Origin of the sequence: Arthrobacter sp. U41, from assembly GCF_007679325.1 — a bacterium.
Classification (GTDB): domain Bacteria; phylum Actinomycetota; class Actinomycetes; order Actinomycetales; family Micrococcaceae; genus Arthrobacter.
This window is the reverse complement of sequence record NZ_VEGI01000004.1, coordinates 230,841-243,347: the sequence shown is the minus strand read 5'-3', so window position 1 is coordinate 243,347 and position 12,507 is coordinate 230,841. Positions and strand designations below refer to the sequence as shown.

General features: G+C 67.7%; 12 protein-coding genes. 5 read left to right on the top strand and 7 right to left on the bottom strand.

The features are described 5' to 3' along the window. Nucleotides 1–16: 16 nt before the first annotated feature. The 3 genes from FS787_RS13935 to FS787_RS13925 form a co-directional block, all read right to left on the bottom strand. Nucleotides 17–304 (bottom strand): WXG100 family type VII secretion target, encoded by a 288-nt coding sequence (locus FS787_RS13935; protein ID WP_144673161.1) that lies wholly within the window; start codon nucleotides 302–304, stop codon nucleotides 17–19. Between the two features lie 159 nt (nucleotides 305–463). Then, nucleotides 464–1,987 (bottom strand): cell wall metabolism sensor histidine kinase WalK, encoded by a 1,524-nt coding sequence (locus FS787_RS13930; protein ID WP_144673159.1) that lies wholly within the window; start codon nucleotides 1,985–1,987, stop codon nucleotides 464–466. A 6-nt stretch (nucleotides 1,988–1,993) separates the two neighbouring features. Further along, nucleotides 1,994–2,704 (bottom strand): response regulator transcription factor, encoded by a 711-nt coding sequence (locus tag FS787_RS13925; protein WP_144673157.1) that lies wholly within the window; start codon nucleotides 2,702–2,704, stop codon nucleotides 1,994–1,996. A 212-nt stretch (nucleotides 2,705–2,916) separates the two neighbouring features. On the opposite strand from FS787_RS13925, the gene FS787_RS13920 reads away from it, so the two are divergent. Further along, nucleotides 2,917–3,177 carry a hypothetical protein gene (locus FS787_RS13920; protein WP_144673155.1) on the top strand — a complete coding sequence of 87 codons (261 nt, stop codon included), beginning with the start codon at nucleotides 2,917–2,919 and terminating at the stop codon, nucleotides 3,175–3,177. Between the two features lie 2 nt (nucleotides 3,178–3,179). Further along, complete coding sequence (locus FS787_RS13915) at nucleotides 3,180–4,055, top strand: FHA domain-containing protein (protein ID WP_144673153.1); 876 nt, start codon at nucleotides 3,180–3,182, stop codon at nucleotides 4,053–4,055. 47 nt (nucleotides 4,056–4,102) lie between these two features. Here the strand turns inward: FS787_RS13915 and FS787_RS13910 are convergent, their stop codons facing one another. From FS787_RS13910 to FS787_RS13900, 3 genes are read right to left on the bottom strand one after another with little or no spacing between them, the layout of a single operon-like run. Next, a complete protein-coding gene (locus FS787_RS13910; protein WP_144673151.1) occupies nucleotides 4,103–5,758 on the bottom strand; it encodes a DNA repair helicase XPB in 1,656 nt (551 codons plus the stop codon). Beyond that, on the bottom strand, nucleotides 5,755–8,247 hold the full coding sequence (locus tag FS787_RS13905) for a helicase-associated domain-containing protein (RefSeq protein ID WP_144673149.1): 2,493 nt from the start codon (nucleotides 8,245–8,247) through the stop codon (nucleotides 5,755–5,757). Before FS787_RS13905 ends, FS787_RS13910 begins: the two co-directional genes overlap by 4 nt. Nucleotides 8,248–8,257: 10 nt before the next feature. Then, entirely contained in the window at nucleotides 8,258–8,491 is a 234-nt protein-coding gene (locus tag FS787_RS13900; protein ID WP_144673147.1) for a hypothetical protein, read from the bottom strand. A gap of 178 nt (nucleotides 8,492–8,669) precedes the next feature. On the opposite strand from FS787_RS13900, the gene FS787_RS13895 reads away from it, so the two are divergent. From FS787_RS13895 to FS787_RS13885, 3 genes are read left to right on the top strand one after another with little or no spacing between them, the layout of a single operon-like run. Next, the gene (locus tag FS787_RS13895) at nucleotides 8,670–9,053 is read left to right on the top strand and encodes a cold-shock protein (protein WP_056426482.1); all 384 of its coding nucleotides are present in this window, start codon (nucleotides 8,670–8,672) and stop codon (nucleotides 9,051–9,053) included. 9 nt (nucleotides 9,054–9,062) lie between these two features. Continuing rightward, nucleotides 9,063–9,770 carry a DUF3027 domain-containing protein gene (locus tag FS787_RS13890; RefSeq protein ID WP_144673146.1) on the top strand — a complete coding sequence of 236 codons (708 nt, stop codon included), beginning with the start codon at nucleotides 9,063–9,065 and terminating at the stop codon, nucleotides 9,768–9,770. Nucleotides 9,771–9,811: 41 nt separating this feature from the next. Then, nucleotides 9,812–11,137, top strand: coding sequence for an MFS transporter (locus FS787_RS13885; protein WP_144673144.1), 1,326 nt, complete (start codon nucleotides 9,812–9,814; stop codon nucleotides 11,135–11,137). 49 nt (nucleotides 11,138–11,186) lie between these two features. Here FS787_RS13885 and serC read toward each other — a convergent pair whose 3' ends face one another. Further along, nucleotides 11,187–12,314 (bottom strand): phosphoserine transaminase, encoded by a 1,128-nt coding sequence (serC, locus tag FS787_RS13880; protein ID WP_144673142.1) that lies wholly within the window; start codon nucleotides 12,312–12,314, stop codon nucleotides 11,187–11,189. Nucleotides 12,315–12,507: the final 193 nt, after the last annotated feature.

The window sequence follows — 12,507 nt, the reverse complement described above, 5'->3', positions numbered from 1 at the left end:
GCGCGCAGGAGGCCGGTCAGCTGAACCGTTGTGTGTTGGTCAGTTCGGCCTGGGCGTAACTGGCCGCAGCGGAGTTCAGTGCCAGGTTGATGGAGGCGAGCGATGCCTCCACCTTGCCCTGCGTCAGCGTCCATTCGGCGATAAGGGCCTGGAAGTTGGTGGCGGCCGAGCCGCGCCACGTGGCCTGCAACTCGTCCAGCCCCCGTTTCATCGCCTGGACGTCCGCGCCGATCCGGTCGACCGTGGCCTTGACGGTTGCTGACTTGAGCTGGAGGAGTTCCGTGTCGACGGAGATGATGCTCATGGGATGGCCTCTCGACAGTGCCTGCTCCGGGATTTCCGGACACTGCGAGCGTAGGCAGGTCGTGGGGGAACGGGGTTAGCCCGGCCACGGTATGTGGAAAAAGCGGCCGGACCTCCGGCGCATTACTCTCCCGGGGCCGCGATACTTCCCCGGGGCCCGTTACTTACCGGAGGCGCTGTCCGGGCCGGTCCCGGTCTTCTTGCCCGCAGCGGAGCCCGCACCGGCACTGGACGCGGTCTCCTCCGTGGCCGTGGACTCGTCCAGGAACGGAAGGCTGACCACCAGGGTGGCGCCGCCGCCGTCGGTTTCCTCCACCCGGACGGTGCCGGCATGCGAGCCGACGATGGCCGCGACGATCGCCAGTCCCAGCCCGCTGCCGCCGGTCTCCCGGGTGCGGGAGGTGTCCGCCCGGTAGAACCGCTCGAAGATCCGCGCCGCTTCCTCCGCCGGGACGCCGGGGCCGTGGTCGCGGACCTCGATAACGGACAGCCGGTTCCCGTCCTCCGCGGTGCGGGCGCCGACGGCGATTTCGATGGGCGTGCCCTCGGGGGTGTAGCGCAGGGCGTTGCCCACCAGGTTCCCAACCACCTGCCGCAGCTTGGCCTCGTCGCCCAGGACCGGCGCCGGTGCGGGCGCACCGCCGTCGAGCCCGGTCAGCGAGATGACACGGCCGCGGTCGCTCGCCTGGGTGTCCACCACCGCGTCGTTGGCGATCAACAGCAGATCGGCGGGTTTCTGCTGGAGCGGCCGTTGCTCATCGATCCTGGCCAGCAGCAGCAGGTCCTCCACCATGGCACCCATCCGCTTGGCTTCGCTTTCGATCCGGCCCATAGCGGTGGCCACGTCCTCCGGGGTGGACAACGCGCCCTGCCGGTACAGCTCGGAGAAACCGCGGATCGTCACCAGCGGCGTGCGCAGTTCATGCGAGGCGTCCGCGGCGAAGCGGCGCATCCGTTCCTCGGAAGCCATCCGGGCGGCGAAGGCCGTCTCGATGTGGGCCAGCATGGCATTGAGTGAACTGCCCAGCCGGCCCACCTCCGTATTGGGGTTTTCGATTTCGACGCGCCGGGACAGATCGCCCGCCGCGATCGCCGCCGCGGTCTTTTCAACCCGTGCCAGCGGCCGAAAGGACCGGGAAATGCTCCAGGTGGCGATGAAGAACGCCAGGACAAGGGTCAGCAGCCCGACGCCGACCACCACCAGGACGGCGTGTTCCATCACCGAATCGACCGGCCACAGTGGCAGCCCGATGACCACAACGGAGCTGCGCTCCTTGCTGTCTACAACGTTCAGGGCGACCACCCTCCAGTTCCGTCCGTCCGTGCCCCGGACCTGGAAAGGGGCCTGTTCGCGGGCAGAGACTTCCTCGGAGGTGATGCTGGGGATATCGGGGTGGAGTACCTTGTTGCCGCCGAACGGCACCGCCGGCTGCCCCGGCGCGAACAGCATCAGCGAATAGTCGGTGGGAACGCTCTGCGGTTGGTCCTGCAGCTGGCTGAACGACTGCTGCTGGCGCACCGAGGCAATCGCTGCCCGCAGCTTGTCGTCGACCTGCCCCTGCAGATAGCTGTGCAGCAGCGTCAGGGTCCCGGCGCCGGTGGCCGTGAGGGCCACCAGCATCAGTGCGGTCATAATCGCGACGAGCTGGGACCTCAGCGACGCCGACTTCCAACGGAGCAGCAACGGAGGTCAGCGCTTCTCGGCCGTCCGCAGCACGTAGCCGACGCCCCGTTTGGTCTGGATCAGGGCCGGGGCGTCCGGGTCAATGTCGACTTTGCGGCGCAGGTAGGAGATGTAGGACTCCACGATCGAGGCATCTCCGTTGAAGTCGTACTCCCAGACGTGGTCCAGGATCTGGGCCTTGGACAGCACCCGGTTGGGATTCAGCATGAGGTAGCGCAGGAGCTTGAATTCGGTGGGGGAGAGCTCGATCACCGTGCCTCCGCGGCGCACCTCGTGGGCATCGTCGTCGAGCTCGAGGTCATCGACGCGGATGACGGCGTCGTCATCCTGGAGCGGCTGCGTGCGGCGCAGCACGGCGCGGATGCGTGCCACGACCTCATCGAGGCTGAAGGGCTTGGTGACGTAGTCATCGCCGCCCACCGTCAAGCCCATGACTTTGTCTTCGGTGTCATCCTTGGCTGTCAGGAAGAGAACGGGGAAGTGCTTGCCCGCGGCGCGCAGCCGGCGGGTGACGGTGAAGCCGTCCATATCCGGCAGCATGACGTCCAGGACGGCCAGATCGGGGGAATGGAGATCGGCCGCCGCCAGGGCCTCGCGCCCGTTGGCCGCGGAGACGACTTCGAAGCCGGCGAAGCGCAGGGACGTGGACAGCAGCTCGCGGATGTTCGGCTCATCATCGACGACGAGCAGCTTGGCTTCGGGACCGTTCTTTTTCATGACTCCCATGATGCTCCCAGATTCTGGGAGTTTTCTGTACGAAAAATGTACGTTTGGTGGGTTCGGCTGCCTTCGGCGCTTATCTGGAGCTGTGCTGGCGCAAGTGGCTCGCCCAAGGCATTCCCCTCCGCGGGTACCGACATTAGAGTTGCCATATTGATCCACTCCACCGCACCGGCAGAAATGCCGGCAGCCAAGACAGAGGACATAACGTGACGACTGAAAGCAACGCAGCTAGCAGTGCAGGCGCCGCCGACCGAAGCATCCGCGACTGGGCGGACCTGGCTGAGGAGATGTGGTCTTACCTGACCGGCAAAGGCGCCGCGATCAACTACAACTTCATCGACATGACCATCGAAGTTCCCCGTGACATTGGCCCGGACGCGCCCCGCGCCACCTGGAAACTGAACGGAAGTCTCCGCGTGACCACCAGTGACAAGGACGCCTCCGGTTCCGACGAGAACAGGGCCTGACCATGCCCCCGCGGTTCAGGGCCGACATCGACCTGGACTTCTCCCTCCAAGAGGCTACCGGCGAGGAGGCCCGCGGGTCGGTGAAGGCATCCGGTACCGAAGTGGTCGTCTCGCTGGACCGCCTCGACGCTCTGCAGTCGCGGAGGCTTCCCTCCCTGGGCGACCTCAGGCCCCTCGCCAGGACACTCTCGGACCAAGGGCTCACCGTGGTGGTGGACGGCCCGGACGGAAGAATCATCAGCCTGGGCAACGTCGAGGCACCGGCCTCGCAGCGGATAATTACCAGGTCACCCCATATCAAGCTGGGTAAGCTGGGCGCGTTGGCGCCCATGCTCAAACGGGGTCGCCGCACGCCGGCACGGGAATTCAGCCTGCTGCCGCCCGGAACCCTCTTTCCGCTGTTGCCCACGGTCAAACGCAGAATTCCCCGGCGTATCACCACTACCCACTACACGAGCGGCGGCGGACGGCCGCGGTTGATTTTCGTCCAGGACTCGAAAACCTGGAACGGACAGTTACCGCGCGAGTTCAATCTCACGGCCGAGCGGATGAGTATCGGCAGCGATGAATCCGCTGACCTGCGGCTTGCAGGCCTGGACGGTGTTCACGCGGAGATTGTCCACAACGACCGGGATGAATATGTCCTGGTGCGGCACGGCAAAGTCAGCGGCAGCTTCGGCCCCGGGTCGGCGTCGGTCCTGCGTACTGGTTCCCGCCTGCAGATGGGCCAGTGGTGCCTGGCGTTCTTCCGGGAAGAATTTGCCGACCATGGTCGCCCTTTCGGCGGCCGCAGCGGTGGCGAGTTCGCCTACCAGCGCCCGCAGCGCGATCCGCGCACCGGTGCCTTGGAAACGGACGGTTCCACGTACACCCGGTAGCCCTCGGAGCGGGCGGCCCGGGCGCCCCGCCCGGGGTGTGCAGCCGATCAGTCGGTGGGCGAGCTGGTCCCGACGTCCTTGGCATCCATGATCCGGTAGGCGTACCCCTGTTCGGCGAGGAAGCGCTGGCGCTTGGCCGCGAAGTCCTGATCCAGCGTGTCCCTGGCCACCAGTGAGTAGAAGCGTGCGGCGCGGCCGTCTTTCTTGGGCCGCAAAAGCCGGCCGAGGCGCTGCGCCTCTTCCTGCCGGGAGCCGAAGGAGCCCGAGACCTGGATCGCGACAGAGGCTTCGGGCAGGTCGATGGAGAAGTTCGCGACCTTGGACACCACCAGTGTCTGCACGTCGCCGGCGCGGAAAGCATCAAAGAGCTTCTGGCGTTCCTTGACGGAGGTGTCGCCCTTGATCACCGGCGCCTGCAGGCGCTCGCCGATCTCGTCCAGCTGGTCGATGTACTGGCCGATCACCAGCAGCTGCTCGCCCGCGTGCTCGGCGACGAGCTGTTCCACCACCAGGGTCTTGGACTCTGACGTGGCGCACAGCCGGTATTTGTCCGCGTCCTCGGCCATCGCGTAGGCCACGCGTTCGTCGCGGGGCAGGTCGATGCGGACCTCGACGCAGTCGGCCGGCGCGATGTAGCCCTGCGCCTCGATGTCCTTCCACGGCGCGTCGTAGCGCTTCGGCCCGATCAGGCTGAAGACCTCGCCCTCGCGGCCGTCTTCACGGACCAGCGTGGCGGTGAGGCCGAGCCGGCGGCGCGCCTGCAAATCCGCGGTCATCCGGAAGATCGGCGCGGGCAGGAGATGGACCTCGTCATAGATGATGAGCCCCCAGTCGTTGCCGTCCACCAGCTCCAGATGGGGGTAGAGCCCGCCTCGTTTGGTGGTCAGGACCTGGTAGGTGGCGATCGTGACGGGCCGGACCTCTTTGACGGAGCCGGAGTATTCGCCGATCTCCTCCTCGGTGAGGGAAGTCCGCTTAAGCAGTTCGTCCTTCCACTGCCGGGCGGACACCGTGTTGGTCACCAGGATCAGCGTCGTGGTGGAGCTGGTGGCCATCGCGGCGGCACCCACCAGGGTTTTGCCGGCACCGCAGGGGAGCACGACGACGCCGCTGCCGCCGGCCCAGAAGTTCTCCATCGCCAGCTGCTGGTAGGGGCGGAGCTTCCAGCCGGACTCGTCGAGCATGATGGGGTGCGGCGTGCCGTCGACGTAGCCGGCCAGGTCCTCGGCCGGCCAGCCGATTTTCAGCAGCAGCTGCTTGAGCTGGCCGCGCTGGGAGGAGTGCACCACCACGGTCTCGCCGTCGATCCTTGGGCCCAGCAAGGGGGCGATTTTCTTGGCGCGGCTGACTTCCTCCAGGACCGGATAGTCGGAGGTGCGCATGACCAGGCCGTGCTGGGGGTCTTTTTCGAGCCGGAGCCGGCCGTACCGGGACATGGTCTCTTCGACGTCGATCAGCAGGGAATGCGGCACGGGGAATCGGGAGTACTTCAGCAGCGTATCCAGCACTTTTTCGGCGTCGAGCCCGGCGGCCCGGGCGTTCCAGAGGCCCAGCGGCGTCAGCCGGTAGCTGTGCACGTGCTCGGGGGCGCGTTCCAGTTCGGCGAACGCGGCGATGGCATGGCGTGCTTCGGTGGCCAGTTCGTGGTCAACTTCGAGCAGGATGGTTTTGTCACTCTGGACGATCAGCGGTCCGTCGGTCACTGGAGCAATTCCTCTGCGGCTTCTACGTCGATAATCCGGTGGATGGACAGGACGCGTTCGGTTTCCTTGTCCGGATCGAACACCCGGACCCGCCCACCGTTCACAGCTACCGGAACAACCGTCTCCCGCACGGCATTCCCCAGGCCGTCGACGACGTTCATCACCACACGCTGTTTGAGCCGTATCGCCTTCTGCAGGGTTTCCAGTCCCAGCTGGGTGGCCTCCTCGCTGCCGGGTGCCGCGGCGGGATGCCCGACGGCGGCGCCCGCGGCGGGCCGTTCGCTGCGCAGCACGGCCAGCTGGGCGTCGACGTCGGCGTCCGGAGGGGCCGTGCGCGGGGCGCTGTAGACCGGCCGGGCGCTGCCGGGCACCGCTGTGGTGCGGCGCAGCCGGATGCCGCCGGCCTCGGACTCCTCCACTGACGGGGACAACCCCAGGCTCCGGAGGACGTGAGCCGTGTCGCGCGGGGCCGCGTGCGAGACCAGCACGGTGGGTGCAAGCCGGACCAGGCCCAGGCCGGAGGCGCCGGGAGTGTTGAGCAGTTCGAGCAGGGCCGATTCGTCGTCGCTCTGGATGAAGCTCGCGGCAGCGCCCACCCGCAGCCTGGCATGGCGGGCGGCGGTGTCCTCGATCAGGTATTTCAGCGGCTGGGGGATGGCCGTTGCCGAGTGCAGGCCCAGGAACTCCAGCATGGCTTGGGCATCCTGGCCCGCGTCGAGCGCGCGCCGGACCGAGGCGGTCGAGAACCGGTAGATCGTGGCGGGGCCCTGGCCTTCGGCGTCGGCCATGGTGAGGAGCTTTTCGGTCAGGTCCGGTGCGAGGTAGCCGGGGGCCACGGCCGTGAGGTCCGCCTGGAGCAGCACGTGGTTCAGGGCTGCCGGCAGGTGTTCGCCCAGGATTCCCATCGCCTCGTCGGGCTGCTCGTCGGCAATCGCCGCCCCGATCTGGCTGAGCGCGCCCGAGCCGATCAGCCCCAGCATCTCGGCCTCGGCCAGGACTCCCCGGATGAGGGAACTGAAACGCCGGGCCATCCTCGGCTGGGTCCAGTCGGCCCGCTCCAACACGGCCGCGGCGTCCAGGACCGGCGCCTGCCCGTCCGCGGCGGCGGCCTCCCGGGTCAGTTCAGCCAGGATTTCGAGGATCCGTTTCCGGACCACCGGAGCGTCCGGGCGCTGGGCTTCGGCCGAGAGCGCGTTGATGGTGCTGACCGCAGCGCCGCGGTGGACGGCAGGGACGGTGGCCTGGCCGTTGACCGGCTGCCCGACGAGGGAGGGCGCCCGCTCGCTGGCGAGCCAGGCGTTGACCAGCCAGAGCCACTGCTCCTGCCGGGGAAGCGTCAGCCACTCCAGCTGCGGGGGCTGGACCCAGGCGGAACTGTCCACGTCCAGGCGGATGAGCCCGGCCAGGGCGCACATTTCCGCCAGCACACCGGCGTCGTGCACCTCGAGCCGGAGCCCCTCCGCCAGGCGCTTCAACTCCCGGACGCCCACGCCGCCGCTGCGCAGGGTGACGAGGGGCTGTTCCTGGACCACATGGAGCAGTTCTCCGACCAGCCGCAGGGTCTCCGCGATCGCGCCCAGGGCGGCGTTGCGGCGCAGCGCCGCAGAAGTGGACCCCAGCCGCGGGACCGGGGGAGTCAGGGCGAACTTCTCGATGACAAAGCCGCCGCGCAGGGAAACGCCGACGCTGTGCGGCAGCTCCACGTGGGCGGCGTCCAGCGGAACCAGCAGTCCGCGGGCGAGGAGCCAGTCCACCGGCCCGACGTCGGCGGCCTCGTGCAGCACGGACGCGCGGCGCTGGGCCTGGGGAACGGCGCCCATGGCCCAGTTCCCGAACCGTGCCAGGAGCGCTGCGGTGCGCTCCGGGGCGGTGTCCAAAATCTGCCGGAGGGATTCCGGCGTGGCCGTCCAGTGCTGCAGCGACAGGGCGGCCTCCATCGGCGTTGTCGCGGGTGAGACCGCCGCGCCACTGCGGTGCAGTTCGCCGACCAGCTGGACGACGCGCTGCGCAAAGGCCGGCTGGAGCCGCACAAGCTCGGTGTAGCTGCGTCCCAGCCCGGCCGGATAGATGCCGATCACGTCTTTGAGGCTGCCGACCGGCAGGTAATACCGCTGCTTCGGGCCGGCGGCCGGGGCGCCGTGCGGGGGTTCCGCCCGGTGGACCAGCGCCAGTTCCTGCAGGGACTGCAGCATCTTTTCAATCGAGGCCAGCGTGGAGCCGTTGATCAGCTTCTTCAGCATTGCCGCGGAGGCACTGTGCCCGGTGTCCGTGTTGGTGCAAAGGTGCAGGGTCTCAAGGACCTGCATTTCCGGGCGGTTGAGCCGTTCCAAAGCGCGCTGCACGCTGACCCGGCCGCTGGCCCGCGCGGCGAGGGCTGCGAAGTCCGGCACGCCGGGGCTCATGAGGTCCGGCCGCGCGGTGAACAAGGCCCGCAACGAATCATCGCTGCGTGCCTGCAGTTCCTTGCTGAGCGCGCGGATAAGGGACATCAGTGCAAGGCTACCTTTCGTCCGGGCCCCGCGTCCGGCGGCGTGCTGCCACGCCGTCGATCACGAGCAACAGCATCAGCAGGAACGCCACGGGCAGCCCATAGAGGGCCGTGGAGGTGATCCACACCGGCGACACGGCATTGTTGAAGGCCATTGCCATCACGACGCCGACGGCCGCGAGGGACAGTACGGCGGCCACGGCCGCGACGATCAGCAGCGGCCGCCGGAAGCGCAATGGAGTCATGGAGCTAACGCTAACAGTCCGGCTTGGTCCGCGCCCCAAACGGTCAAAATGGGCAAGGCAGGATAACCTTGAGGGAACAGACCAACACGGTCCGGGCAGTCATACCCTGAACCCGCATATCAATGCGGATGCGGTGACCGCCGGCTGTGTCACCAGCAGAACGAAGAGGGTTGATTACGTGCCTACCGGCAAGGTCAAGTGGTATGACAAGGACAAGGGCTTCGGATTCCTCGCGGGCGAGGACGGTCAGGAAGTCTTCCTGCCGAAGTCCGCGCTGCCGGAAGGCGTAACCGAGCTCAAAGCCGGCACCCGCGTTGAATTCGGTGTGGCCGACGGCCGCAAGGGCGCCCAGGCCCTGGGCCTGCGCGTGCTGGACAAAACACCGTCCATCGCCAAGGCCAAGCGGCCCAGCGCGAAGGACCTGGCACCGCTGGTGCAGGACCTCGTCACCGTACTGGACAACCTGTCCGGAACGCTGTCCGCGGGCAAGTACCCGGAAGGCAACAAGGGCAAGGCGATCGCCGTCGCCCTGCGTAAGGTTGCCGACGAGCTGGACGCGTAAGGCTCCCTGATGACTCCGGAGACTGATCAGACCGAGCCCACAGCCGTGGGAAGCAGCGCCGCCGGGGACAAGAAAGCCGGAACCAAGCGGGGCCCCAAGCCGCGCGCCGGGGTCCCCGTCTGGCGTACCGGCAAGCCGGATGCCTTCCTGGCTGCCGCCGTCGACGTCGCGCGTGCCGCCATTGAGGGCATCGCCCCCGCGGAGCAGATCGGCCGGCACCTGGCGGCCAAGAGCGAAGGCGACCGCCTGGTCACACACCTTTTCGAGTCAAAGCTGCCCGGCTACGGCGGATGGCAGTGGTACGCCGTGCTGACCCGGAACTCGAGGTCCAAGGAGGTTACGGTCGACGAGCTGGGTCTGCTGCCCTCCGAAGACTCGATCCTGGCGCCCGAATGGATTCCGTGGGCAGAACGGGTCCGCCCCGGCGATGAACAGGGCGACGAGGAACTCCAGGCCGCCGCAGGCGCAGCTCCCCGGGAGGCCGCGAGTGATGCAGCCGGAACGGAGAACGACGCCGACAACGCCGCCGCAGCGGCGTCCACCGACGCTGACGACGCAGCGGCGTCCACCGACGCTGACGACGCACCGGAAGACGACTCCGACGACGCCGACGGCAACGCGGATGGTGCCGGCGCCGAGTACGACGCCGACGATGTCGATGACGCCGGCACCGGAGATGCTCCGGAAGGCGAGCCGACCGCAACGGAGGCTGACTAGCGGTTGGAACCATCAGGGGCGTTGCAGAATGAGGGCTGGTCATGACGTCCACCTTCAGATCCCTGCACATCCTGAACTACCGGATCTGGTTCATCGGCGCGATCATTTCCAACATCGGAACCTGGATGCAGCGCACTGCCCAGGACTGGCTGGTCTTTGACCACCTGACCGAACACGACGCCGGGGCCATGGGCATCACCATGGCCCTGCAGCTTGGCCCCCAGCTCTTCCTGGCTCCTGTGGCCGGACTGGTTGCCGACCGGTACAACCGCAAGCACCTGCTGGTCATGACCCAGTCCGCGATGGCGGTGCTGAGTGCAGCCCTCGGCATCCTGGTGGTTACCGGGGCCGCGCAACTGTGGCATGTTTACGCATTCGCGCTGCTGCTGGGCGTTGTTTCCGCCCTGGATGCCCCCGTGCGCCAGACCTTCGTCTCCGAATTGGTCCGCGACGACTACCTGCCCAACGCGGTGGCCCTCAACAGCGCCTCCTTCAACGTGGCCCGCATGATCGGCCCCGCGGTTGCGGGCATCCTCACCGTCGCGGTGGGTCCCGGCTGGGTCTTCCTGATCAACACCCTGACCTTCGTGGCGCTGCTGCTGAGCCTGTGGAAAATTCCGACTGCCTCGTTGCGCAGCCTGCCCCGGGCACCGGCCGGGAAGGGCAGGATCCGCGAGGGGCTGCGCTATGTGCGGTTCCGGCCCGACATCGTGGTGGTGCTGGTCGCGGTCTTCATCGTGGGCACCCTGGGCCTGAACTTCGTCCTGTTCATTGCGGCCATGGTGGGAACGGAATTCGGCCTGGATGCCAGCGCCTTCGGGCTGATGAACTCCATTATGGCCATCGGCTCCGTGGCCGGCGCGCTGCTGTCCGCCGGCCGCCAGAAACCCAGGCTGCGGATCATCTTCGGGGCTGCCGGGGCCTTCGGCGTGGCCTCCGGCATCGCGGCGCTGGCCCCCAGCTACTTCTGGTTCGGCGTGGCGCTGGTCCCGGTGGGACTCTTCGCCATCACGATGATGACCAGCGCCAACGGCTACGTCCAGACGACCACAGATCCCGTGATGCGCGGCCGGGTGATGGCGCTCTACATGGCGATCTTCATGGGCGGCACGCCCATCGGGGCGCCGTTCGTGGGATGGGTCGCGAACGTTGCGGGCCCCCGCTGGTCCATGAGCGTTGCGGCGGCTGCCGGCCTGATCGCTGCCCTGATCGGACTGGTGTGGATCATCCGGGCCAAGCAGCTGCGGATTCGGTTCGACCGCCGCGCCCGCGGGCTGCGGCACTTCCGCGTGGTGTCCGCCGGCCCGGGCGGACCCATCGGACCGGGCGGAGCCGGCCCCGACGCAGACGGCGCCGCCCGGGATTAACACCGGGCGACGCCGTCAAGCGCTGACGCTGCAGCGCCAGCGCAGGAAGCTACTTCTTCAGCTCGCCCACCACGAAGTCAATGCATTCCAGCAGCGCCGAGACATCATCGGGTTCGATCGCGACGAACGTTGCGATGCGGAGCTGGTTGCGGCCCAGCTTGCGGTAGGGCTCGGTGTCCACGATGCCGTTGGCACGGAGCACCTTGGCGATCGCCGCCGCGTCAATGGAGTCGTCGAAGTCGATCGTCGCGATGACGTTGGAGCGGTCCTCGGCCTGTGCCACGAACGGGGTGGCGTACTCCGAGGCCTCGGCCCAGCGGTAGATCCGGCCCGCCGAGTCCGCGGTCCGGGCCGAGGCGAAGTCCAGGCCGCCATTGCCGTTCAGCCACTGCACCTGGGCATCGAGGGTGACGAGCGTTGCCAGTGCGGGGGTGTTATAGGTCTGGTTCAGCCGCGAGTTGTCGATGGCCGTCTGGAGGTCCAGGAAGTCCGGGATCCAGCGCCCGCTGGCCTTGATCCGTGCGGCGCGTTCCAGCGCTGCCGGGGAGAACAGGCCAAGCCACAGGCCGCCGTCGGAGGCGAAGTTCTTCTGCGGTGCAAAGTAGTAGACGTCCGCCTCAGCGACGTCGACGTCCAGCCCGCCGGCAGCCGAGGTGGCATCAACCAGGACCAGGGAACCGGCGTCGGCGCCCGCCACACGCCGGACCGGAGCGGCCACGCCGGTGGACGTTTCGTTCTGCGGCCAGGCGTAGACGTCGACGCCGGCCTCAGCCCGGGCTACCGGCCGGGTTCCCGGCTCGGACGTGATGATGGAGGAGTCCGCGAGGAACGGCGCCTTGTTGGTGGCGGAGGCGAATTTTGAGCCAAACTCGCCGAAGGACAAATGCTGTGCCTTGTCCTCGACCAGTCCGAAGCTGGCAACGTCCCAGAACGCGGTGGACCCGCCCACGCCAAGGATGACCTCATAGCCATCGGGCGCGCGGAAGAACTGGCTAAGCCCGGTCCGGACCGATCCCACAAGGTTCTTCACCGGCGCCTGGCGGTGCGACGTTCCCAGCAGCCCCGAAGCCGCGGCGAGGGCTTCCATCTGTTCCGGGCGGACCTTGGACGGCCCGGCGCCGAAGCGGCCATCCTTCGGAAGGAGGTTTGCGGGAATCGTGACGCTGGTGTCGCTCACAGGGGCTCCAATTTTCGGCTGGTACAGGTGGTGGCTCGGGAAGCGGCCCGGCAGGGTGGCCGCCGCTGAGCCTGTCGTTTCATTCTGCCTGACCGCCCGGTGGTGGAGGCAAAAGCGGCCGTCATAGTCCGGTCAGTGAGATTATCCGGAGTAATTCAAAATAGGCTAAGCTGACCTGCGAACGTACGGGGGA

Coding starts and splice junctions, on each gene's coding strand:
- FS787_RS13900 (WP_144673147.1), bottom strand. CDS start 8,491: ATGACTCCATTGCGCTTCCGGCGGCCGCTGCTGATCGTCGCGGCCGTG.
- FS787_RS13925 (WP_144673157.1), bottom strand. CDS start 2,704: ATGAAAAAGAACGGTCCCGAAGCCAAGCTGCTCGTCGTCGATGATGAG.
- FS787_RS13890 (WP_144673146.1), top strand. CDS start 9,063: ATGACTCCGGAGACTGATCAGACCGAGCCCACAGCCGTGGGAAGCAGC.
- FS787_RS13905 (WP_144673149.1), bottom strand. CDS start 8,247: ATGTCCCTTATCCGCGCGCTCAGCAAGGAACTGCAGGCACGCAGCGAT.
- FS787_RS13885 (WP_144673144.1), top strand. CDS start 9,812: ATGACGTCCACCTTCAGATCCCTGCACATCCTGAACTACCGGATCTGG.
- FS787_RS13915 (WP_144673153.1), top strand. CDS start 3,180: ATGCCCCCGCGGTTCAGGGCCGACATCGACCTGGACTTCTCCCTCCAA.
- FS787_RS13935 (WP_144673161.1), bottom strand. CDS start 304: ATGAGCATCATCTCCGTCGACACGGAACTCCTCCAGCTCAAGTCAGCA.